At 37.7% G+C, this 22,533-nt stretch carries 26 protein-coding genes and 1 tRNA gene; 14 read left to right on the forward strand and 13 right to left on the reverse strand.

What is annotated here, in order from left to right; translation table 11 throughout:
• Positions 1 to 8: 8 nt before the first annotated feature.
• Positions 9 to 2,459 (reverse strand): bifunctional aspartate kinase/homoserine dehydrogenase I, encoded by a 2,451-nt coding sequence (thrA, locus tag O1Q81_RS10245; RefSeq protein WP_386687575.1) that lies wholly within the window; start codon positions 2,457 to 2,459, stop codon positions 9 to 11.
• A gap of 327 nt (positions 2,460 to 2,786) precedes the next feature.
• On the opposite strand from thrA, the gene O1Q81_RS10250 reads away from it, so the two are divergent.
• The 6 genes from O1Q81_RS10250 (at position 2,787) to rapZ (ending at position 6,784) form a co-directional block, all read left to right on the forward strand.
• A complete protein-coding gene (locus tag O1Q81_RS10250) occupies positions 2,787 to 3,491 on the forward strand; it encodes a YggS family pyridoxal phosphate-dependent enzyme (RefSeq protein WP_386697525.1) in 705 nt (234 codons plus the stop codon).
• A gap of 67 nt (positions 3,492 to 3,558) precedes the next feature.
• Positions 3,559 to 4,161, forward strand: a complete 603-nt coding sequence (lptC, locus tag O1Q81_RS10255) for an LPS export ABC transporter periplasmic protein LptC (protein ID WP_386687578.1) — start codon at positions 3,559 to 3,561, stop codon at positions 4,159 to 4,161.
• Positions 4,139 to 4,663 carry a lipopolysaccharide transport periplasmic protein LptA gene (lptA, locus tag O1Q81_RS10260; RefSeq protein ID WP_386698652.1) on the forward strand — a complete coding sequence of 175 codons (525 nt, stop codon included), beginning with the start codon at positions 4,139 to 4,141 and terminating at the stop codon, positions 4,661 to 4,663. Before lptC ends, lptA begins: the two co-directional genes overlap by 23 nt.
• Before the next feature lie 11 nt (positions 4,664 to 4,674).
• Entirely contained in the window at positions 4,675 to 5,400 is a 726-nt protein-coding gene (gene lptB / locus O1Q81_RS10265) for an LPS export ABC transporter ATP-binding protein (protein ID WP_386687580.1), read from the forward strand.
• Between the two features lie 11 nt (positions 5,401 to 5,411).
• Positions 5,412 to 5,906, forward strand: coding sequence for a PTS IIA-like nitrogen regulatory protein PtsN (gene ptsN, locus O1Q81_RS10270; RefSeq protein WP_386697527.1), 495 nt, complete (start codon positions 5,412 to 5,414; stop codon positions 5,904 to 5,906).
• A gap of 20 nt (positions 5,907 to 5,926) precedes the next feature.
• A complete protein-coding gene (gene rapZ, locus O1Q81_RS10275; RefSeq protein ID WP_386697530.1) occupies positions 5,927 to 6,784 on the forward strand; it encodes an RNase adapter RapZ in 858 nt (285 codons plus the stop codon).
• Positions 6,785 to 6,847: 63 nt separating this feature from the next.
• Here rapZ and lipA read toward each other — a convergent pair whose 3' ends face one another.
• The 10 genes from lipA to O1Q81_RS10325 form a co-directional block, all read right to left on the reverse strand.
• Positions 6,848 to 7,810 (reverse strand): lipoyl synthase, encoded by a 963-nt coding sequence (gene lipA, locus O1Q81_RS10280; protein ID WP_386694891.1) that lies wholly within the window; start codon positions 7,808 to 7,810, stop codon positions 6,848 to 6,850.
• Positions 7,811 to 7,842: 32 nt separating this feature from the next.
• Positions 7,843 to 8,514 (reverse strand): lipoyl(octanoyl) transferase LipB, encoded by a 672-nt coding sequence (lipB, locus tag O1Q81_RS10285; protein ID WP_386687588.1) that lies wholly within the window; start codon positions 8,512 to 8,514, stop codon positions 7,843 to 7,845.
• Between the two features lie 18 nt (positions 8,515 to 8,532).
• Positions 8,533 to 8,838 (reverse strand): DUF493 family protein YbeD, encoded by a 306-nt coding sequence (gene ybeD / locus O1Q81_RS10290; RefSeq protein ID WP_386687590.1) that lies wholly within the window; start codon positions 8,836 to 8,838, stop codon positions 8,533 to 8,535.
• An 81-nt stretch (positions 8,839 to 8,919) separates the two neighbouring features.
• Positions 8,920 to 10,101, reverse strand: coding sequence for a serine hydrolase (locus O1Q81_RS10295; RefSeq protein ID WP_386687592.1), 1,182 nt, complete (start codon positions 10,099 to 10,101; stop codon positions 8,920 to 8,922).
• A gap of 19 nt (positions 10,102 to 10,120) precedes the next feature.
• On the reverse strand, positions 10,121 to 10,609 hold the full coding sequence (locus O1Q81_RS10300; protein ID WP_386687594.1) for a septal ring lytic transglycosylase RlpA family protein: 489 nt from the start codon (positions 10,607 to 10,609) through the stop codon (positions 10,121 to 10,123).
• A 53-nt stretch (positions 10,610 to 10,662) separates the two neighbouring features.
• On the reverse strand, positions 10,663 to 11,784 hold the full coding sequence (rodA, locus tag O1Q81_RS10305) for a rod shape-determining protein RodA (protein WP_386697532.1): 1,122 nt from the start codon (positions 11,782 to 11,784) through the stop codon (positions 10,663 to 10,665).
• Positions 11,781 to 13,769 carry a penicillin-binding protein 2 gene (mrdA, locus tag O1Q81_RS10310; protein WP_386697535.1) on the reverse strand — a complete coding sequence of 663 codons (1,989 nt, stop codon included), beginning with the start codon at positions 13,767 to 13,769 and terminating at the stop codon, positions 11,781 to 11,783. Before mrdA ends, rodA begins: the two co-directional genes overlap by 4 nt.
• Before the next feature lie 5 nt (positions 13,770 to 13,774).
• Positions 13,775 to 14,242: a 23S rRNA (pseudouridine(1915)-N(3))-methyltransferase RlmH gene (rlmH, locus tag O1Q81_RS10315; protein ID WP_386697538.1), complete on the reverse strand. Its 468-nt coding sequence runs from the start codon at positions 14,240 to 14,242 to the stop codon at positions 13,775 to 13,777.
• Positions 14,243 to 14,277: 35 nt separating this feature from the next.
• Complete coding sequence (gene rsfS / locus O1Q81_RS10320) at positions 14,278 to 14,586, reverse strand: ribosome silencing factor (protein WP_386687600.1); 309 nt, start codon at positions 14,584 to 14,586, stop codon at positions 14,278 to 14,280.
• A gap of 66 nt (positions 14,587 to 14,652) precedes the next feature.
• Positions 14,653 to 14,729: transfer RNA gene (locus tag O1Q81_RS10325), tRNA-Ile, on the reverse strand.
• A 177-nt stretch (positions 14,730 to 14,906) separates the two neighbouring features.
• On the opposite strand from O1Q81_RS10325, the gene nanQ reads away from it, so the two are divergent.
• The 7 genes from nanQ to rplI all read left to right on the forward strand — a co-directional run bounded on the left by nanQ (position 14,907) and on the right by rplI (position 18,548).
• Entirely contained in the window at positions 14,907 to 15,377 is a 471-nt protein-coding gene (gene nanQ, locus O1Q81_RS10330) for an N-acetylneuraminate anomerase (RefSeq protein ID WP_386697540.1), read from the forward strand.
• A 7-nt stretch (positions 15,378 to 15,384) separates the two neighbouring features.
• On the forward strand, positions 15,385 to 16,779 hold the full coding sequence (mltF, locus tag O1Q81_RS10335) for a membrane-bound lytic murein transglycosylase MltF (protein WP_386687611.1): 1,395 nt from the start codon (positions 15,385 to 15,387) through the stop codon (positions 16,777 to 16,779).
• Between the two features lie 38 nt (positions 16,780 to 16,817).
• The gene (locus O1Q81_RS10340) at positions 16,818 to 16,970 is read left to right on the forward strand and encodes a hypothetical protein (protein ID WP_386687613.1); all 153 of its coding nucleotides are present in this window, start codon (positions 16,818 to 16,820) and stop codon (positions 16,968 to 16,970) included.
• 177 nt (positions 16,971 to 17,147) lie between these two features.
• Positions 17,148 to 17,528, forward strand: coding sequence for a 30S ribosomal protein S6 (rpsF, locus tag O1Q81_RS10345; protein WP_386687615.1), 381 nt, complete (start codon positions 17,148 to 17,150; stop codon positions 17,526 to 17,528).
• Positions 17,515 to 17,841, forward strand: a complete 327-nt coding sequence (gene priB / locus O1Q81_RS10350) for a primosomal replication protein N (protein WP_386687617.1) — start codon at positions 17,515 to 17,517, stop codon at positions 17,839 to 17,841. The genes rpsF and priB overlap by 14 nt, the downstream gene beginning before the upstream one ends.
• A gap of 12 nt (positions 17,842 to 17,853) precedes the next feature.
• Entirely contained in the window at positions 17,854 to 18,081 is a 228-nt protein-coding gene (gene rpsR / locus O1Q81_RS10355) for a 30S ribosomal protein S18 (protein ID WP_100288780.1), read from the forward strand.
• Between the two features lie 17 nt (positions 18,082 to 18,098).
• Entirely contained in the window at positions 18,099 to 18,548 is a 450-nt protein-coding gene (rplI, locus tag O1Q81_RS10360; RefSeq protein ID WP_386687619.1) for a 50S ribosomal protein L9, read from the forward strand.
• A 60-nt stretch (positions 18,549 to 18,608) separates the two neighbouring features.
• Here rplI and O1Q81_RS10365 read toward each other — a convergent pair whose 3' ends face one another.
• On the reverse strand, positions 18,609 to 19,337 hold the full coding sequence (locus tag O1Q81_RS10365; RefSeq protein ID WP_386698654.1) for an FkbM family methyltransferase: 729 nt from the start codon (positions 19,335 to 19,337) through the stop codon (positions 18,609 to 18,611).
• Between the two features lie 358 nt (positions 19,338 to 19,695).
• On the opposite strand from O1Q81_RS10365, the gene def reads away from it, so the two are divergent.
• Positions 19,696 to 20,211 carry a peptide deformylase gene (def, locus tag O1Q81_RS10370; RefSeq protein ID WP_386687623.1) on the forward strand — a complete coding sequence of 172 codons (516 nt, stop codon included), beginning with the start codon at positions 19,696 to 19,698 and terminating at the stop codon, positions 20,209 to 20,211.
• An 80-nt stretch (positions 20,212 to 20,291) separates the two neighbouring features.
• On the opposite strand, the gene O1Q81_RS10375 is transcribed toward def, so the two are convergent.
• Positions 20,292 to 22,466 (reverse strand): FepA family TonB-dependent siderophore receptor, encoded by a 2,175-nt coding sequence (locus tag O1Q81_RS10375; RefSeq protein ID WP_386697543.1) that lies wholly within the window; start codon positions 22,464 to 22,466, stop codon positions 20,292 to 20,294.
• Between the last annotated feature and the right edge of the window lie 67 nt (positions 22,467 to 22,533).

Consider the following 22,533-nt stretch of genomic DNA (forward strand, 5'->3'; position numbering starts at 1 on the left):
GTTTGTCCTTAGGATTTTAAGGTTCTTAAAATATCCGCAAAAATCCCTGCGGCAGTTACCGCATTACCTGCTCCGTAACCGCGTAAAAGTAGCGGAATTGGCTGGTAATAACGGGTGTAGAATGCTAACGCATTTTCACCGTTTTTCACTTTATATAAAGGATCATCGCCGTCCACAGCAACAATAGACACCTTACATTTGCCATTTTCAATCTGCCCCACATAACGCAATACTTTCCCCTCGTCTTTGGCTTTTGCGACTCGCTCTGCAAATTCCGCATCTAATTGCGGTAACATAGCCATAAATTCATCGACATTTTTACCTTCGCTAAAGCCTTTTGGTAGCACGCTATCTACTTCAATGTCGGCTAATTCAAGGTTTAAACCAATTTCACGAGCTAAAATTAATAGCTTACGAGCAACATCAGTCCCCGATAAATCATCTCTTGGATCAGGTTCGGTAAAGCCTTTTTCACGAGCAAGTGCGGTGATTTCTGATAAAGTTTTGCCCGTTTCTAATTCACCAAAAATAAAGGATAAGGATCCTGATAAAATCCCGTTAAATTTCACTACATCATCGCCAGCCGCTAACAGATTCTGTAAATTATCTATTACAGGTAAACCTGCTCCGACATTGGTGTCATACAAGAATTTACGTTGCGTGCCACGAGAATTTTCACGTAATAAATTATAATATTCCAGCTCTCTGGTGTTGGCTTTTTTATTTGGTGTCACCACATGGAAACCCTCTTTTAATGCTCGAGCATACAAAGCGGGGACGGAATCTGACGAAGTACAATCCACAAATACAGGATTGACCACATGATGTAATTTAATGAAAGACAATAACACATCAAAATCAGAAGGTTGGGTGGCATTGGCTAAATCTTCTTTCCAGTTATCCAAATTCAAGCCATTTTCATCTAACAACATTTTATTCGAATTTGCTAAGGCACAAACTCGAATTTCAATGTCCTTTTTTGCCAAATATTCCTGTTGACGTTTAATTTGTTCGATTAATTCACCGCCGACACCACCCACGCCGACTAAAAACATATCCACCACTTTTTTATTGTTAAATAATGCTTGATGGGTGGCTCGCACTGCTTCGATCGCTTTATTTAATGGCACCACCGCTGAAATAGAACGCTCTGAAGAACCTTGTGCAATGGCAACAATACTAATATTGGCACTGGCTAAGGCGGAGAAGAAATGTGCGGCAATCCCTTTGGCTTGTTTCATACCGTCACCCACTACGGAAATAATAGATAAATCCCCCATGACTTCCACTGGATCAAGTGCTTTAGTCGCAAGTTCAGGGGCAAATTCAGCATTTAATGCCGCCTTGGCTTTCTCTACCGCCTTAGTTTGCACACAGAAGCTAATGCTATATTCCGAAGAAGATTGGGTAATCAAAATCACTGATACCCCAGCTTTAGACATGCTAGAAAAAACTCGAGCTGCCATACCCACCATGCCTTGCATACCTGCACCTGATACATTAAACATCGCAACATTATCAAGATTGGTAATGCCTTTAACCTGTAAGCCTTGGCTTTCTCGTTCTTTGCCATCAATCACCGAACCTGGAGCTTCAGGATTACCTGTATTCTTAATTAAACAAGGAATTTGCGGTTCAACCAAAGGACCAATAGTACGTGGGTGAATAACTTTGGCACCGAAATAGGAAAGCTCCATTGCTTCACGATAAGATAAACTTGGCAATAAACGAGCATCTGGTACTAAACGAGGATCACAAGTAAATACACCATCTACGTCCGTCCAAATTTCACACACACTGGCGTGTAAACAGGCTGCCAAACAAGCTGCTGAATAATCTGAACCATTACGTCCTAACAGCACGAGTTCGCCTTTTTCATTTCCTGCGGTAAAACCTGCCATTAATACAATATTTTTATTTGGAATGGATTTTGCATTGATACGTTGAGTAGATTCTGCAATATCTACACTACTTTCTAAATAAGAACCTTGTGCTAATAATTTTTCTACGGGATCAATAACCGTAACTTGATAACCACAAGCCTCAAACCATGCTTTCATCATCGCAATAGATAACTTCTCACCACGACAATCAATGGTTGCTTTCACTGCATCATCTACTTTACCTGCTTGGCGAATTTCCGCATCTAATTGTTTAATTTGAGCAAATTCTGCATCAATTAAGGATTTTGTGCCAGCTAAATCAAATTTATTATTTTTAGCATACAATCCATTGATAATATTATAGAAAATCTCAAGTGCTTCACTAAAATGATCTTCGGTAGGTTGGTTTAGACTGGCTTTTTCTGAAATGGCGACAAGGTGGTTGGTAATTTTGGCAGGTGCTGATAGAACCCCTGCAGCCTGTTCTTCTAAATGGGCTTTTTCAATAAGCTCTGCTGCTTGTAAAAAACGTTCAGGGTTGGCTAAAGATGTGCCACCAAATTTGAGTACTCGCATAATGTTTCCTTAATGTTGTGAATATTTAAAATATTATATAAAAAAACCCGCACTTTCTAGTCGTTGCGGGTTCTGTTGAATTCGATTACGCACTAACCCGCCCCATTAATCGTCATAATGGTGGTGGTCATAATCATCATGGTAAAAGTGCGGTTTAATTTCATTATTTTTTTCCGAAATTTTTAACTGATGCTAGAAATACCGAAATTTTATAGCATTGTCAAATAGAAAATAAAAAATAATGCTAAAAATTATCCTTGATGCTTATTTTTTAGAAATCAGCTAAAATAGGATTTTTAAATTGAAGATTATTGAACCCTGACAAAAATGCAAATTCAAGATAATTTAAACCATATTCATCAGCTCATCACTCAAGCGTGCCAACAAGCTAATCGCCTGCCAAATTCAGTGCAGTTATTAGCCGTATCAAAAACCAAAAGCATACAAGATATTCAACAAGCAATAGATGCAGGGCAACGTGCATTTGGCGAAAATTATGTGCAAGAAGGTATTGAAAAGATTCAATATTTCAATACTCAAGGGGTTGCTTTAGAATGGCATTTTATCGGTCCATTACAATCAAATAAATCTCGTCTAGTGGCTGAAAATTTTGATTGGATGCAAACGCTTGATCGTAGCAAAATTGCCGATCGGTTAAATCAACAACGCCCAGCTGAAAAAGCTCCGTTAAATGTGTTAATTCAAATTAATATTAGTGATGAAAATAGCAAATCGGGTATTCAGCCTAACAAAATGTTGGCATTGGCAAAACACATCGAAAATTTACCGCACTTACGTTTGCGTGGATTAATGGCAATCCCTGCACCGACAGATAATATTGATCAACAAAAAATGGCATTGAGTGCGATGTATGCACTGTTTGAACAACTCAAAAAAGCCTTTCCAAATCAACAAATTGACACGCTCTCAATGGGTATGACTAGTGATATGGAAAGTGCTATTATTTGTGGATCAACTATGGTGCGAATTGGTACGGCGATTTTTGGTAAACGTAATTATTCAACTAACTAACGATTAAATTTAGTAAAACTATGCTATAATTTATCAATTTAACCCGATATTAATTTTAAGCACAAAAATGACTATTCGTTGGACAGCTATTCTGGCAACTGTAACATTAATCTTATTAGGCTGGTTTTACTCATTAAATCAGTCCGATAACGATTTAACTGACTTAATCAAAAAAGAAGAAAGCCCCGAATATGTCGGCAATCAAATGAGTGCTGTAGTTTACTCGCCGACAGGTGCTAAACAATATGTAGCAACCTCTAGCAAAGTAGAATATTACGAATATGATGGACATACCGATTTTCAAACACCGCTAGTATATTTATTTGATATTCAAAATGAAAAAACACAGCAAACTGAAAGCTGGAAATTAAGTGCTAACAAGGCAACCTTAACCAAAGACAATATGCTGTATTTAGAGGGTAATGTATTAGGTGAAAGTTTACTGCCATTGTCTAAATTACAACGTATTGAAACTGAGAGTGCGGTAGTGAATTTAACCACACAAGACATTAGCTCCAATACACAAGTGAAAATTAACGGCTTAAATTTTAGCTCAACAGGACTGAAATTAACAGGTAACCTACAGCAACAAGTCGCAACATTGAAAGAACAGGTGAAAACTCACTATGAAATTAGCAAGCCAAATGATAAAACTCAAAATGCACAATAAAATTATTTTATTAACATCAATAATGCTGATGTCAGTTTCTGCATTTGCCTTAAAAGATGATACAAACCAACCGATTAGCATTACATCGGGTAATCAATCTTTAGATATGGAACATAACGTTGTTACCTTTACTGATAATGTGGTCATTACACAAGGTTCAATTTTAATTAAAGCGAATAAAGTGACGATCACTCGCCCTGCCGAAAATTCAGGTAAAAAAGAAACGGTGGAAGCCTTTGGTCATCCTGTCAGTTTTCACCAAATGTTAGACACTGGCAAGCCTGTTGATGGTCAGGCGAATAAAGTCCATTATGATTTAGGTACTGAATTTTTAACCTTGACAGGTAATGCTGAGTTAAAACAATTAGATAGCAAAATCAATGGTGAACGTATTACTTATGATGTTAAAAAACAACAACTTAAAGCCAATGGTGCAAGTGGAACTCGTGTTAAAACCGTATTAATTCCAAATCAATTAAATGATAATAAAAAGAAAAAATAAGGTCGCTTAATATGTCTGTTTTATATGCTGAAAACCTAGCAAAAAGCTATAAAAACCGTAAAGTGGTTTCTGATGTCAGTTTTACCGTGCAATCAAATGAAATTGTGGGATTACTCGGACCAAACGGTGCAGGTAAAACTACATCCTTTTATATGGTGGTGGGATTGGTTCGTCACGATCAGGGTAAAATCACCATTGATGGTGAAGATATTAGTTTGCTGCCTATGCACAATCGAGCTCAAAAAGGGATTGGTTATTTACCTCAAGAAGCCTCTATTTTCCGCCGTTTGACGGTGTATGATAATTTAATGGCGGTACTAGAAATTCGTAAGGATTTAAATGCAGCTCAACGTCAAGCAAGAGCTGATGAATTAATTGATGAATTTAATATCGGGCATATTCGTGATAATTTAGGACAATCACTTTCTGGTGGTGAACGCCGCCGTGTGGAAATCGCACGTGCTTTAGCCGCTAACCCGAAATTTATTTTGTTAGATGAACCCTTTGCTGGGGTTGACCCGATTTCAGTTATCGACATCAAAAAAATCATCACCGATTTACGCAACCGTGGTCTAGGCGTGTTAATCACTGACCATAATGTGCGTGAAACCCTTGATGTATGCGAACGAGCTTATATTGTGAGTGCAGGACATATGATTGCCACAGGCACACCAAGCGAAGTCATGAATAATGAACAGGTTAAACGTGTTTATCTTGGTGAAGAATTTAAATTATAAAGAAGAAAAAAATGACAAAATTCACCGCACTTTTAACTCCTGAGAATATTCGCCAAGGCGTAATCTGTTCAAGTAAGAAAATAGCCTTTGAAATCGCTTCTGATATGTTAGCTAAACAAGCTGAAATAGAGGGATTTGATGAAATCGAATGCTTTGAATATCTCTTTAATCGCGAAAAATTAGGTTCTACTGCGATTGGTAATGGTATTGCGATGCCACGGGCTCGCTTGCCTAAGGGAGAGAAAGTGCTTGCGATATTTCTACAATTAAGTACCCCAATTGATTATGAAGCCGCCGATAAACGAGAAGTGGATTTAATCCTAGCGATTATTATTCCAGAACAACTCTGTCAAACTTATACCCCGATTTTGGTTGAATTAAGCGAAAAATTGAAAGATAAAACTCTTGATAAGCAGCTCAGATCAGCACAAAGTGCGGAAGAAATTTGGCAAATTTTTCAGCAACTTGATAATAAAGACCCCGAAGATTTAGATTTGCCAAAGTAACCACATTATTGAGAAAAATTATGGAATTGATTATTGTGAGCGGACGCTCAGGTGCAGGGAAATCAGTCGCCTTGCGTGCTTTAGAAGATATTGGTTACTACTGTGTAGATAATTTACCCATTGAGTTACTTCCCCAACTGGCACAAATTCTCTCAAAAAACCAGCAGCTTGCTGCGGTCAGTGTAGATATCCGTAATTTACCTGACTCCGCAGAATCATTAGAACAGATGATTAACCTGCTATCAGAACAGCATCAAGTTAAAATTATTTTTCTTGATGCAAATCAAGATGTATTAATTAGACGTTATAGTGACTCTCGCCGCCCGCATCCACTTTCTTCGGTCAAAGATATCTCGCTTGAAGTGGCAATTAATGCGGAGCGTGACTACCTTGAGCCATTGTACCAACAAGCCAATATTATCATTGATACCACGGAATTATCGACTCACGAACTTGCCGAAAATTTACGTAATTTCTTGCGAGGTCAAAATAATAAAGAACTCAAAATTGTAGTGGAATCCTTTGGTTTTAAATATGGTATTCCGCTTGATGCTGATTATGTATTTGATGTACGTTTTCTGCCGAATCCACACTGGGATCCTGCATTACGTGCAATGACAGGATTAGATCAACCAGTCATTGATTTCTTAAAACGCCATACCGAAGTACATAATTTTGTCTATCAAACACGTCATTTTATTGAAACTTGGTTACCAATGTTAGAAAAAAATAACCGTAGTTATTTGACCATTGCCGTTGGTTGTACTGGGGGAAAACACCGTTCAGTGTATATTGCAGAGCAAATTGGCAATTATTTTAAAAAGAAAGATAAAAATGTGTCGGTGGTACATAATTCGTTAAAACATAATTTAAAATAGTAGAAATGCGGTGAAAAAGTCTTAATTTTTCACCGCACTTTAGTCTAATCCAATCCTATAAGATTATTTCACAACCCCACCACTTGCCTGTAAATCGGCATGATAAGATGAACGTACGAAAGGTCCGCAAGCTGCATGTTCAAAGCCCATAGCTTCGGCTTTTTCACGCAGTTCGTCAAACTCAACTGGAGGCACGTAACGAGCAACAGGTAAATGATGACGACTTGGTTGTAAATATTGCCCCAATGTCAACATGGTCACGCCGTGTTTACGTAAATCTTGCATCACCTCTAAGATTTCTTCGTTGGTTTCACCTAATCCTACCATTAAGCCTGATTTAGTTGGAATGTCAGGGAAAACCTGTTTAAATCCTTGCAACAATTTTAATGACCAGTCATAATCTGCCCCAGGGCGAATTTCACGGTATAGACGTGGTACATTTTCCAAATTATGGTTAAACACATCAGGTGGATTTTCTTTCAAAATCTCAATCGCTTGTTCAATACGACCACGAAAATCTGGTACTAGAATCTCAATTTTGGTATTTGGATTTAATGCACGAATTTCACGCACGGTAGCCGAAAAATGAGCGGCACCACGGTCAGTTAAATCATCACGATCCACTGAGGTAATCACCACATATTTTAATTTCATATCTTGCACTGTTTCCGCCACTTTCCGTGGTTCATCAGGATCTAATGGCAACGGTTTACCATGAGCCACATCACAGAATGGACAACGGCGAGTACAGATTGCACCCATAATCATAAAAGTAGCAGTACCATGGTTAAAACATTCGTGTAAATTCGGGCAAGACGCTTCTTCGCAAACAGAGTGTAACCCGTGACGACGCATACCGTTTTTAATGCTATCAATTTTAGCTGAGTTGGCTGGCAATTTAATCTTCATCCACGCAGGTTTTTTTAATAATTCCTGATCGGGATCGATATTCTTAACCTGAATAATGGACGTTTTAGCCGCATCACGGTATTTAACGCCACGTTCCATTTTAAACGGAGTACCCATTTACTATCCTATCATCTATTTTAAACAAAAGTTTAATTGTTAAAATTTTGTTGCATATTATAGCCTAAAATTTCGCTAAAGTGTGAAACTAATTTTGGTGCAACTTTTTCACAGACAGCATCGGTAGGCTCAATAAAATCTGCTAGTTGGCACATTTCTAAGCCTACATAACCGCAAGGATTAATATAATGGAACGGTTGCAAATCCATGTTAATATTTAATGCCAAACCATGAAATGAGCAACCTTTACGAATTCGCAAGCCAAGCGAACAGATTTTTTTTTCAGTACCGTTACAATCCACATATACACCAGGGGCATCTGCTTTCGGGTAAGATTGTACGCCATAGTTTGCTAAGGTTTTCACCACAGATTGTTCCAAGGCAGTGACTAAATGACGAACATTAAGATCTCGCCCTTCTGCTTTGTGACGTTTAATATCAATTAACACATACATGACCTGTTGCCCAAGTCCGTGATAGGTAATTTGCCCCCCTCGATCTGATTGCACCACGGGAATTTGACTTGCTTGCAATAAATGTTCTGGTTTGCCTGCCTGACCTTGAGTAAATACCGAGTTATGTTGCACTAGCCAAATTTCATCTGGCGTATGTTCATTACGTTGATCAGTAAATTCCTGCATTTTATGCCAAACATCTTGATAATCTTGTATGCCGAGTTGACGAACAATTAATGGAAGATTCATCCTTTTTCCTCAGTGAATTTACAGTACCATTCTTACACCATCAATTTTAGCCAATTCAATATAAAGAATTTCTACTTGCTCAATATTTTCCGCAATAATATCAATGGAAACGGAATTATATGTGCCTTTTGAACTAATATGTTCACGAGGATTATAATCTCCTTTAGCATATTTTTGCGTCACAACAACCACATCATCAATTAAATCAGGGCGATTTTTACCGACTACTTTAAAAGTGAATGGACAAGGGAAATCAAGAAGATCTTTTAATTGTTGTTGCGGAATATCGGCTAAATTAATTTCTTTTACGTTAATCTCTGTCATATTTTTCCTTAAATTTGCAAAAAAGCACCGCACTTTTTTTAAAGTGCGGTATATTTTTCTCAAATTTTCTTATTTTATTATTTAAAACAAACCTTTGATCGTTAAAATCAGCCAATCCCAAGCTCGTCCAAAGATCCCAGCTTCAGCAACATCTTGCATCACCTGAACATTGATAGTTGCTACATCTTTACCGTCTAATTGATAAATCACTCTACCCACATTTTTCCCTTTCGCTAATGGGGCTTCAAGTTCTTTGTTGTCATATTCCACACGGACTTTTAAATCCGTTTGGCGACCTTTCGGAATAATAATAAAGCCGTCTTGTAATACACCTACTGGCACTTTATTTTCATCACCATAGTAAACGCTTTTTTCTTCAATAGCTTTACCAGCTTGCAAGGTTTTAATTGTTTCAAAACTATTAAAACCCCATTGTAATAATTTCTTGCTCTCAACTTCACGACCTTTATAAGTTGGCACACCCATTACCACAGAAATTAATCTCATGTCACCATTATTCGTTGCAGATGCAACTAGATTATAGCCAGCCTGATCGGTATGCCCTGTTTTCATACCATCAACATTGATGGTTTTATCCCACAACAAGCCATTACGATTTGGTTGTTTAATTTTATTAAAAGTGAAGTCTTTTTCGGCGTAAATTTTATATTCTTCGGGTAAATCACGAATAATATGGGAACCAATAATCGCCATATCTCTGGCTGATGAATACTGATTTGGATCATCTAAACCATGTGGCGTGGTGAAATGCGTATTTTTTAAGCCAAACTTTTCTCCATATTGATTCATCATTTCAATAAATTTATCTGTTGTACCTGCCACATATTCCGCTATTGCAACACAAGCATCATTGCCTGAAACTACAATAATTCCACGGTTTAAATCTGCCACAGAAACTTGTTGATTTAAATTTAAGAACATTTTTGATGAATCAGGGAAATTTTTACCCCATGAACTTTCGCCAATCGTTACCATATCTGTTGGGCTAATTTTGCCTTGCTTAATAGCCGTACCAACTACATAACTTGTCATCATCTTGGTTAATGATGCTGGATATTGACGTTGATCTGGATTCAAAGTGGCTAATACTGTCCCCGAATTATAATCCATTAAAATATAAGTTTGAGCGTTGATTTGAGGTGGTGTAATACCAAAATCAAAATCTGCTAAACTAGCAAATGATAACGATAATAAACCTGAAGCCAAGACAATTTTGGTTTTTCTAAGTGAATTTTTTAACATTCCAATAATCCTTCAATACTTAATTACGAATAAGATGTAGTTTTTCTACTTTTACATTAGCTGTCCCCGAAGCAATCATACCAATTTGTGCTGCGGCGATTTTAGATAAATCAATAATTCTTGATTTAGCAAAAGGTCCTCGGTCATTAATTCTCACCACGACCTTACGATTATTTCTTAAATTAGTCACCAACACATAGGTTCCGATGGGTAAAGTTCGGTGTGCGGCGGTAAATTTAGCATCATCATAAATGTCGCCACTGGCAGTTTGACGACCATTAAATTTTTTATGGTAATAGCTCGCTTGACCCGTTTTCTCATAATGATAAGGACTAGAAGATAAATTGGTAGTATATTTTCTATCATTTACTACATAAATATCTTTCTCAATAGCCTGATACGATTTATTGGGATTAAAATGCTTGATTCTTATTGCTTGAGCAGACGAGGTACAAGCCGTCAAAAACACAGTTAAAAAGATTGCTAATAATAACTTAAATTTATTCATAAATTTTCCAAATTCGATAAATACCATTTTATATAGAGTCATCCAACAGGTATTTAGTTCCCTTCACCATAAAGACTTTTTGTTTTGTGAGTATGAATTGACATGACTAAACCAAAACCTGCCATTAATGCCACAAACGATGTTCCACCGTAACTAACAAGGGGTAACGGCACACCTACAACAGGTAAAATACCACTGACCATACCAATATTCACAAAAATATACACAAAGAAAATCAAAAAGGTGGCTCCAGTCAAAATACGCCCAAAGGCATTTTTTGCTTGTGTCCCGATGACTAATCCACGGCTAATAATGAAGAAATAAATTGCCAATAGAATTAATACGCCAATTAAACCATGTTCTTCACTTAATACTGCAAAAATAAAATCCGTGTGCGGTTCAGGTAAAAATTCCAACTGAGATTGTGTGCCTGCCATCCAGCCTTTCCCCCAGATTCCTCCAGAACCAATGGCAATTTTCGATTGTAAAATATGATACCCTGCACCCAGAGGATCTTTTTCAGGATCGAACAAAGTCAATACTCTAGTACGCTGGTAATCGTGCATCAAATAAAACCACATGATCGGAATAAAAGCAGCCAGTCCAACAACTGCGGCAAGAATAATCCACCAGCTCATGCCGGCTAAAAATACCACAAAAATACCAGAGGCACTGACTAAGATAGCCGTGCCTAAATCAGGCTGAAGTGCCACTAATACAGTGGGAAACATAATCATCAGAAAAGCAACTAAAGTTTCTTTCCAATTAATCGGCTGTTGGCGATTACCTAAATAAACGGCGACCATAAGCGGTACCGCTAATTTAACAATTTCTGATGGCTGAAAGCGAACTACGCCCAAATCCAACCAACGTTGCGCCCCTTTACTGGTAGTGCCGATTAAATCAACTAATACCAGCATAATCACCCCAGCAATATAAAGTATTGGTGCAATTTGTTGATAAAATCGAGGTGGTAACTGTGCCATAATAAACATCACCACAAAGCCCAAAATTACTTGAATCACCCGACTCTGAAACATCACTTCACTTGCCCCAGATGCACTGTAAAGCACTAATAAACCATAACCTGAGATTGCGATTAAACCAATCAATAGCCAAAAATCAAGGTGTAATTTTCCCCATAAATTTGGGATTAACGAAGGTTTATCATTCATTCTGCACTCTCCGTTTCTGTTGAATTTTGCACCGCACTTTCAGGGTTTGTTACACTCTCGGTATTTACTGGTTGCAGCGGTTGATTTATTTTAGGTAAACGTTGCAATAAATAATAATCCATAACTTGGCGTACAATCGGTGCGGCATTACTGGAACCACCACCTGCATTTTCTAGGATCACTGCAACAAGCACTTCTGGATTATCATAAGGTGCATAACCCATAAACCAAGCATGATCATGTAAGAATTTTTTCAGATTATGGGCATCATATTTTTGCCCTTCTTTCAAACTAAACACCTGTGCCGTACCTGATTTACCAGCAACATCATAAGCCGCACCAGCAAAGGCTTTACGTCCAGTTCCTGAACCTGAATGAACTACCCCATACATACCTCGTTTTGCCGCTGCCCAAGCACTTTCTGCTGGTTCACGAATATCTTCATACAATAATGGATCTTTATAGGGTTCCACTGTTGAACCATTAATTTCTTTCATTAAGTGCGGTGTATTTACTCGACCATTATTAACCAATACAGCTAGTGCTTTGGCTAATTGTAATGGCGTTGCTGTCCAATATCCCTGTCCAATCCCAACTGGAATAGTGTCACCAATTACCCAAGATTTTTTATAGCGTTTTTGTTTCCATTCTCGATCTGGCATAATGGCAGCTGTTTCTTCTTTAATATCCACCCCTGTCGGCATACCAAAACCAAATTTTTTCATCCACTCAGATAAACGATCAATACCTAATTTATACGCTACTTGATAGAAATACGTATCGGAAGATTCAGTAATCGCCTTTTGTAAATCCGTATTACCATGCCCCGATTTCTTCCAGTCACGAAATCTTTTAGTGCTATTTGGCAGTATCCAATACCCAGGGTCAAAAACAGTGGTACTGGTTGTAATCACCCCTTCCGTTAAGGCTGCCACTGCTATAAATGGTTTGACCGTAGAAGCTGGCGGATATGCCCCCTGTGTGGCACGACTATACAATGGACGATCTTCATCATCTAATAAACGTTTATAATCTGCCCCCGAAATACCGCCGACAAATAAATTATTATCATAACTCGGGCTAGACACCATCGCCAAAATACTGCTATCTTTTGGATCTAACACCACTACCGAGCCTTTCTGTTTAGCTAACAAATCCATAATAAATTGTTGCAAAGGCAAATCAATCGTGAGATGAATACTTTTTCCAGCAATCGGTTGTTGCTCGCTTAGTTTACGAATAACTCTGCCTTGGCTATTAATTTCAACCTGCTCATAGCCAGCCTGACCATGCAATTCATCTTCATAATAACGTTCAATACCCAATTTACCAATATCGGTAGTGCCAGAGTAATTCACATCTTTTTCTTCTTTTTTTAGTCGTTCCGCATCTTTATCATTAATCTTAGACACATAACCTAAAACATGGGTCATCGTTTCGCCATATAAATAATTACGTTTAAAATACGGGCGAATATCTGCACTGGGATAGTTGTATTGATTTACCGCAAAACGAGCAATTTGTTCTTCATTTAAATTCGGTTTTAATAAAATGGAGGTGTATCTTGTGGAACGGCGGCGTTCTTTCTTAAATTGCTCAATGTCTTCATCGGTTAAACCTACAATCATCCGCAATTCTTCAAAAGTGCGGTCTAAATTTTCGACTTTTTCTGGCACAATATATAAACCAAAGAACGTTAAATTTTCCGCCAATAACATACCATTACGGTCGTAAATCAAACCACGAGTAGGTGCTACTGGTAATAATTTAATTCGATTACCATTAGAACGTGTTTGATATTTTTCATAATCTACCACTTGTAAATGATACAAATTTATCAGCAACACAATGGTTAATACAAGCGTACCTATGAATGCCACCAATGCTCGCCGCACAAATAAATTAGATTCCAGCCGATTATCTCGAATCGATTCGTGACGTGGTTTAGCAAATAAAGCCGAGAATAATTGAGTTAACCAGTGCATAGTTGTTATTCACGATGATAGGGGTGATTGGTAGTAAGTGACCAAGCCCGATATAGGCTTTCCACCACCACTACACGCACTAAAGGATGTGGCAAAGTCAATGGTGATAATGACCAACTTTGCTCCGCCACGGCTTTACATTCTGGTGACAATCCCTCAGGACCACCAATTAATAAGCAAATATCCCGACCGTCATTTTTCCAGCTTTCTAATTGCTGTGCTAACTCTGTGGTTGACCAAGGTTTCCCAGGAATATCTAAGGTTACAATTTTGCCCTTACCGCAAGCCGCCAACATTGATTTACCCTCTTGCTCTAAAATACGCTTAATATCCACATTTTTACCACGCTTGCCCGCCACAATCTCTACCAATTCAAATGGCATATCTTTCGGAAAACGACGTTGATATTCTTCAAAGCCTGTTTTTACCCAGTCTGGCATTTTTGTTCCTACAGCGATCAGTTGTATTTTCATAAAAGTGCGGTCAATTTTTGCTTAATTTTAGGAAGTTAAGCCCAAAGTTTCTCAAGTTGATAAAGCTCACGGCTATCCGCTTGCATAATATGCACAATAGCTTGTCCAAAATCTACCACAATCCAATCAGCAGTGGCTTTGCCCTCTTCACCAAAGGTTTCAAAGCCAGCTTGTTTGCTTTCATCAATCAGTTTTTGAGCTAAGGAAGCAACATGGCGACTAGATGTTCCCGTGCAAATAATCATCTCATCAGTAATAGATGATTTCTTTCTCACATCAATGGTTTGAATATCAGTCGCTTTCAAATCATCTAATTTATTGATTAAAAAATCGGTTAAATTCATTATGTATTTTCTATGTTATATTAAAGTGGTAAATTTTAACACAGGATTGAAAGGATAGGAAATTTTTGGTGCCCCCTACCGGACTTGAACCAGTGACCAAGCGATTATGAGTCGCCTGCTCTAACCGACTGAGCTAAGGGGGCAATCAGAGAAGTGCGGTGATTATATGCAAAACTGTGATGTAAGTCTAGTTTTTCAAAAATATTCTGAATTATTCGTAGAATTTTTTAGCAAATTTATCAACGATTGTAGTATTATTTCCGTAATGCACATAAAGTGCGGTGAAAAAATAACTATTTTATCTATTAAGGAGAATCATAATGTTTACTGGCAATTTAACTAATGCAGACTACGCTCGTGGCTTACCAAAAGTGATCGTCGATGTGTGCGAACATTTAAAGACTTTGAATTTAGCTGGATTAGAAAATGGTCGTCACGATTTAACTGACGAAATTTATATGAACGTAATGTCGCCAGAAACGGGGGAGTCTGAAAGCAAAAAAGCTGAATTGCACCACGACTACATTGATGTGCAACTGTTAATTGAAGGGGCAGAAAATATTGAATATGGCATCGCCACACCTGATTTATCACGCTATGAAGAATATCATGCCGATGATGACTATCAAGTGACGGATAGTGAATTTGCTGATAAAAATACTATTCTCATGCGTCCAAATATGTTTGTCGTCTTTTTACCTTACGAACCGCATAAGCCTTGCGTTAATGTCAATGGTAAAGTGGCAAAATTGAAAAAACTCGTCGTCAAAGTCCCCGTTAAATTACTTTAACTCTTAAATGAAAGGACTATTTTTACGGATTGTGACAAGTATCGCATTATTGTTGTGGGCGATTGATATGGTTTTCCCTTGGCAACAAATAATGCGATCTGAATCTAACCATTATTCCAAGATTGTACAAAACAAAACTTTAGTGGTTGGCACAATTAATAATCCTGTTTCCTATTTTATTGATGCAAATGGCGAAACAGGATTAGAGTATGAACTTAGTAAAGCCTTTGCAGATTATCTCGGCGTTCAATTAGAAATCAAGACATTAGATAACAGCGAAGCATTATTTGATGCGTTAAACAATAATGAAATCGATATTGCGGCGGCAAATTTACTTTATCAAAGTAAAAAAACCGATAATTTCCAAATTGGTCCTTCTTATTATTCTGCATCTTGGCAATTAGTTTATCGTAAAGGTCAACCACGCCCGAGTTCGCTCGCTCAACTTTCAAATGAGGTGGTGATTGCTGGTGGTTCAGAATTAGAGAGTATTTTACAAGAAAAAAAAGAAACTATTCCAAAATTACGTTGGTCGATTGATAACAAACAAAGCCAAGAAGCATTATTATTACAAGTGGCGGAAGGAAAAATTGCCTATACCATTGCAAATTCTATTGATGTGTCCGCTATTCAGCAAGTCAGACCGCAAATTGCGGTGGCTTTTGATGTTACTGACGAATCTACGGTGCATTGGTATTTGCCTAACAGCTCATATAATGAATTACAAGCTGCCTTATTAGACTTTATGAATGGGGCGATTGAAAATGGCTTAATTGCTCATATCGAAGAAAAATACTTTAATCATTTTTCCAAATTCGATTATGTGGATATGCGTTCTTATACCAACGCCATTGAAAATATTTTACCAAAATACTCCGCACTTTTTGAAAAATATCAGGGTGATTTAGACTGGCGATTATTGGCTGCCGTTGCTTATCAAGAATCTCATTGGGATAAAGATGCTACGTCACCTACTGGCGTACGTGGCATGATGATGCTAACCAAAGCCACCGCAGAACGTATGAAAATTAGAGATCGAACCGATCCAGAACAAAGCATTAAAGCTGGTTCAGAATATTTACATTGGCTAATCTCACAAGTGCCAGATAGTATTCCACAAGAGGATCGTATTTGGTACGCACTAGTAGGCTATAATATGGGCTTAGGTCACATGCTTGATATTCGCCGATTAACTAAAAATTTAGGTGGCGATCCCGATAATTGGTCAGATGTAAAAAATAATCTACCATTATTAGCCGAAAAGCGTTATTACAGCAATTTAAAATATGGTTATGCTCGTGGCTATGAAGCCTTTCAATATGTGGAAAATATTCGCCGCTATATGAATAGCATTATCAATTATCATCGAGTACAAGAAAATCAACAAGAACAAGTTAATTAAGTAAAAGAACAAATTAATCGATCAAAAAAGAGGTAATTATGGCAGTAAAGCGTAAATCTCACTTAAAAAAAACCAATAAATCCTTTGCAGAACAAACTCGCAGAACAGCTCGTATTCGACGTTTAAGATCATCAAAACATAGCATTGCAATGCGTCATGCTCTAGTTTTTCATTCGCAACAAGAAAGTTAATTCTTTTTCACCGCACTTTTTTAAAGTGCGGTCTTTTTCTAGTCAATTTCTACTTGAATTCCCTTAATATTGCTGTATAATTCGCTCCCTACAGTCACATCCATTTTAGTTCCTTGCTTCCGCAAGATTGGTGACTGGTCTTACCGTCGGAGGCTGATTAACCCGTAAGGAGCAGTAATGCGTCACTACGAAATCGTATTTATGGTTCATCCGGACCAAAGCGAACAAGTACCAGGCATGATTGAACGTTATACAGGTTCTGTAACAGAAGCTGGCGGTCAAGTTCATCGCTTAGAAGATTGGGGTCGCCGTCAATTAGCTTACCCAATCAACAAATTACATAAAGCACATTATGTGCTAATGAATGTAGAAGCGCCTCAAGAAGTAATCGACGAGCTAGAAACAACATTCCGTTACAACGACGCTATTCTTCGTAACGTAATTATTCGTACTAAGCACGCCGTAACAGAAGCGTCCCCAATGGTTAAAGCCAAAGACGATCGTCGTCCAGCTTTAGCTGAAGTTGAAACCAACGATTTTGAGGATGCTGAGGAGTAATTTGAACATTGATAATCGTTTATCGTTAATCGGCACTGTCGCTGATTTACCCAAACGATCGAAAAGCCCGAACGGTATTGAACATTGCCGATTTTATTTAGAACATCGTTCCGAACAAATCGAAGTTGGACTAAAGCGTCAAGCGTGGTGCAAAATACCAATCCAAATTAGTGGCAATCAATTAATTCAACTCACTCAAAGCATTACGGTCGGCAGCCAATTATTGGTAGTGGGCTTTATTAGCTCACATAAACAAGCCAACGGCTTAAACCAATTAGTATTGCATGCCGAGCAAATCGAATTTATAGATTAGGAGACTAGCCAAATGGCACGTTATTTCCGTCGTCGTAAGTTCTGCCGTTTCACAGCGGAAAATGTAGTAGAAATCGATTATAAAGATATTCCTACATTAAAGAACTATATCACAGAGAGCGGCAAAATTGTCCCAAGCCGTATTACCGGTACTCGTGCGAAGTATCAACGTCAATTAGCCCGTGCAATCAAACGCGCTCGCTATTTAGCGTTACTTCCATACACTGACAATCATCAGTAATTAAGGAGAACACGGTAATGCAAGTAATTCTTTTAGATAAAATTGTTCACCTAGGTAACGTAGGTGATCAAGTAAATGTTAAATCAGGTTTTGCACGTAACTATCTAATCCCACAAGGAAAAGCTGTTATGGCAACCAAAGCTAACATTGAACACTTTGAAGCACGTCGTGCTGAATTAGAAGCAAAAGCAGCTGCAAATCTAGCGGAAGCACAAGCTCGTGCAGCACAAATCACCGCATTAGAATCAGTCACTATCGTTTCTAAAGCAGGTGACGGCGGTCGTTTATTCGGTTCTATCACCACTCGTGATGTAGCTGAAGCGGTAACGGCAGCTGGCGTGAAAGTAGAAAAATCAGAAGTTCGTTTATCCACTGGTCCTTTACGTACCATCGGTGATCACGACATTCGTTTCCAACTTCACGGTGAAGTATTCGCAGCAATAAACGTTATTGTTGTTGCAGAATAATTATTTATTATTTAGATTGAACGAAAAACCCAGCTACGCTGGGTTTTTTATAACAGTTGATTATCCTAGTTGCATTATCGGTACCCGATTAAGCGTAGCCTCATTCACTGGTACTAAATAATCTGGCACGCCATTATTCTCAACGGCAGTGCAATGAAAACAAACAAAATTAGTATCTAATCCTTTTATCTCTTTTGAATTTTCAAAAAAATTGTTTTTCTGATAACGATTAGAAATAAACCAATAACAAGAATAATCAATTGATTCCAAATATCTTTTAGTGGATATAATAGAATCGCTATGAACCTCAATAAAAATAACTGGTTTATGTCTTGCAATTGTCTGTTTCGCACCAGCTAAGACTTTCAAGTCAAACCCTTCAGCATCAATTTTTAATAATCGTAATGATGCCAGTTTCTGAATCTCGGGATGACTATCTAAGGTAATTAAGGATATTGTTTCCCGATGTACTTCACCTACAAATTTACCTTCAGTACTAAATCCTTTATCAATGGAAAAACTACCATAATTCCAATCTGTTTGATAATCTGATGCTTCAATCTCGGTGTTTCCACATTCATCACTCACACCTTGATTATAGCAATAAACATTTAACAGATTATTTAACGTGATATTACAACATAAATGCTGAAAAACGATACGTTGCGGTTCAAAGCAAAACAATTTACCTTTCGGAATAAATTGAGCAATCGGTACAGAGTGCATCCCCTGATTTGAGCCGACTTCAATAACATTATCATGCTGATCCAATAACTTACCAAATAACATCACTTCAAGCTCAGACCATTCTCCATACTCTGTTGCCCAAAAACTAATTAAATCATGGGGTAATAATTTAAAATTACCATGTCTTAATTTTAGTACAGGGATTGATTGATTGATTGATTGATTGATTGATTGATTGATTGATTGATTGATTGATTGATTGATTGATTGATTGATTGATTGATTGATTGATTGTCCATTATATGTCCTCTATCATACTTGTCAACATTGTAGCTATATTACGCTATTATGTATGCAAAGAGAATAAAAATAATCCGCCAAAGTGCGGTTTATTTTCTCCTATTTTTCTATGAATCTGCTAAAATACGGTCACTTTTTTATTCTATATTATTTAACCATTATGAGCTTATTAAATATATTAATTTATCCCGATGAACAGCTACGTAATATTGCGGAGCCTGTCACTGAATTTAATGATGAATTACAAACTTTTATCGACAATATGTTTGAAACCATGTATGAACATGAAGGCATCGGACTAGCTGCAACACAAGTGAATGTACATAAACGTGTGATTACCATTGATATTGAAGGAGATAAAGCCAATCAGATCGTATTGATCAATCCTGAAATTTTGGAAAGTTCGGGCGAAACGGGTATTGAAGAAGGTTGTTTATCCATTCCAGGTTTTCGTGGATTAGTGCCTCGCAAAGAAAAAGTCACGGTGAAAGCATTGAATCGTCAGGGTGAAGAATTTACCTTTGAAACAGATGGCTTATTGGCAATTTGTATTCAACATGAAATTGATCACTTAAATGGCGTGTTATTTGTAGATTATTTATCGCCACTCAAGCGTAACCGTATTAAAGAGAAATTAGTCAAATTACAAAAACAAATTGCTCGTGGTAATGCTTAAACTTAAGCAAAAAACACCGCACTTTCTCATCAAAAAGGGACGAACATCAATTATTCGTCCCTACTTCGTTAGCTTATTACCTAAAATGTCATGCCTAATCCAACAAAATAGGATCGACCTGGTTCATTATAAGTGTTTGCTCCACTACCAGTACGGTACAGGTTTCTGTCAAAAATATTTTTCACCCCACCACGAATGTGGAAGTTTCTGTTGAAATCATAACGACCACTAATCGACCAAATAGCATAAGATGCCCGATCGGCACCATTGACAAATCTGGTTCCGTCTCCCCGTAATACTTTAGTGGTCTGGCGACCATATAAGGTAAAGTCTAACTGGGTACTTAAGGCATCCATAATCTGCCAACCTAAACCACTGTTAATAGTATATTTCGGTGTAATTGACAATTTCTCACCCGTGGTTTTATTTTCTGACTTCATCATATAAGTGAAGTTATTATTCCAATGGATTTTATCCGTAATTTTCCAGTTAAAAGTCCCCTCTAAACCACGCACCAAGGCTTTGGGTACATTATAATATTTAAACACATAAGTATTACCAGCTTTTGCAAATAGCTCATGACCCACATCCACTTTATTTCGATAATCATTATTGAAATAAGTAATGCTAGTATTAATCCGATCATCATTATATTCCAACCCAATTTCACTATTAATACTACTTTCCGCTTTCAGGTTCTCATTACCTTCCACATAACAAGGTCGATAACCTTGATAGCAACCTCCACCATAGCTATATAAACGATAGTTTGGAGCAAGTTGGTGAATATTCGGTGATTTATAGGCTCGAGCTACCCCTGTTTTTAAGGTTAAATTTTCGGTTAAGTTATACCACAAATTTAACGCTGGATTAACGCTAGACCCCACCACATTATGATGCTCAAAGGAAAGTGTTGGCACTACAGTGAATTTAGAAGTCACACCGATATTATCTTCCAAATTCACACTAAATTTTCGAGTTTTATAATGAGAATCCGTATGCCCTGCTAACTGATCCAATGCAATCCCATAACCTGAGGGCTTACCAATATTCGGATCGTTTAACTTAGCTTGTGAATATCCAAAACTAATGGTTAAGGTTTGTGGTATTTTGGTAGCAAAATCAATAAAAGTATCAGATTTTATATCAAGGTTGCGTAATTTGGATTCAATCCATTCACGCTTTTCGGTAATCATCCCCTCGCCACCACCGTTGAGTCCCTCGTTAAAGCGTTTATTATTTGTCCATTCGTATTGTACATAACTTTTATTGGAAATACGTCCCCAATTACCTGTATAAGTCAATGATGCATTTTTTCGAGTCATAATATTGGTGGATTTTCCGATTAAATCATCTACCGTATTGCCTTGTATCCGATTGGTTAACAATGTAGTGCTAGAACCACTTAATTGTGAATCGCCAGCATAAATATTATTTTGACGGCTATAACCATATTCCATATCAAAAATATGTTTATCGCTTGGCATATAGCGTAACAATACATTAGCATCACGATTTTTCACACCCTCACGCCCTGCAGTGAAAGTGCTTGGTAGAGTATGATGTTGTTTCACATAAGGAATAACATTAATATACCATTTATCCGCATCCGTCTTATTATAGTTACCATATAAGCGTAACCCCCAATGTTCACCCAGAGGTGTCATTAAGTTAAAATTAACCCGACGGCTATCCCCTTCTTCTTTGTGATAAGGACGAGAATAATAGGTTTCAATACCACCAGATAAGCGGTCAAATTGTTTTTTGGTGATAATATTCACTACCCCACCAGCAGCACCGTCACCATAATGGGCAGCGGATGGACCTCGGAATACATCAATACGTTCAATCATTTCAGCTGGCACCCAGTTGGAATCGCCTCGAGTATCACGTTCGCCACGACGGCTGTAACGCACTGCATTACGGGATCGAACAGGTTTACCGTCCACTAAAATTAGGGTGTTTTCTGGTCCCATGCCACGAATATCAATTTGACGGTTGTTACCACGTTGCCCAGATGCAGAATTACCCGTGAGGTTTACCCCAGGTTGTTTACGGACAATTTCCGCAATATCATTTGCCACACCTTGTTGTTGAATTTCTTTGCTATGTACTTCTGATGAGCCTAGGCTTTGTTTGAGTTGTGCTTCTGCAGTCACTTGAATGGTGTCAAGTTGAGTGCTATCTTCTGCATAAACACTTAAACTCGTACAGATAATAAGTGCATAAGTCAGTTTATTAAGTTTGAATTGCATAAATTGCTCCAGATAATCTTACTCGTTGTGCGATGGATTGCCCCTCACTCTTGTGCTTAAGAGTGCG

The sequence above is a fragment of the Lonepinella sp. MS14436 genome (genome assembly GCF_042470565.1).
In the GTDB taxonomy this organism is placed as follows: domain Bacteria; phylum Pseudomonadota; class Gammaproteobacteria; order Enterobacterales; family Pasteurellaceae; genus Lonepinella.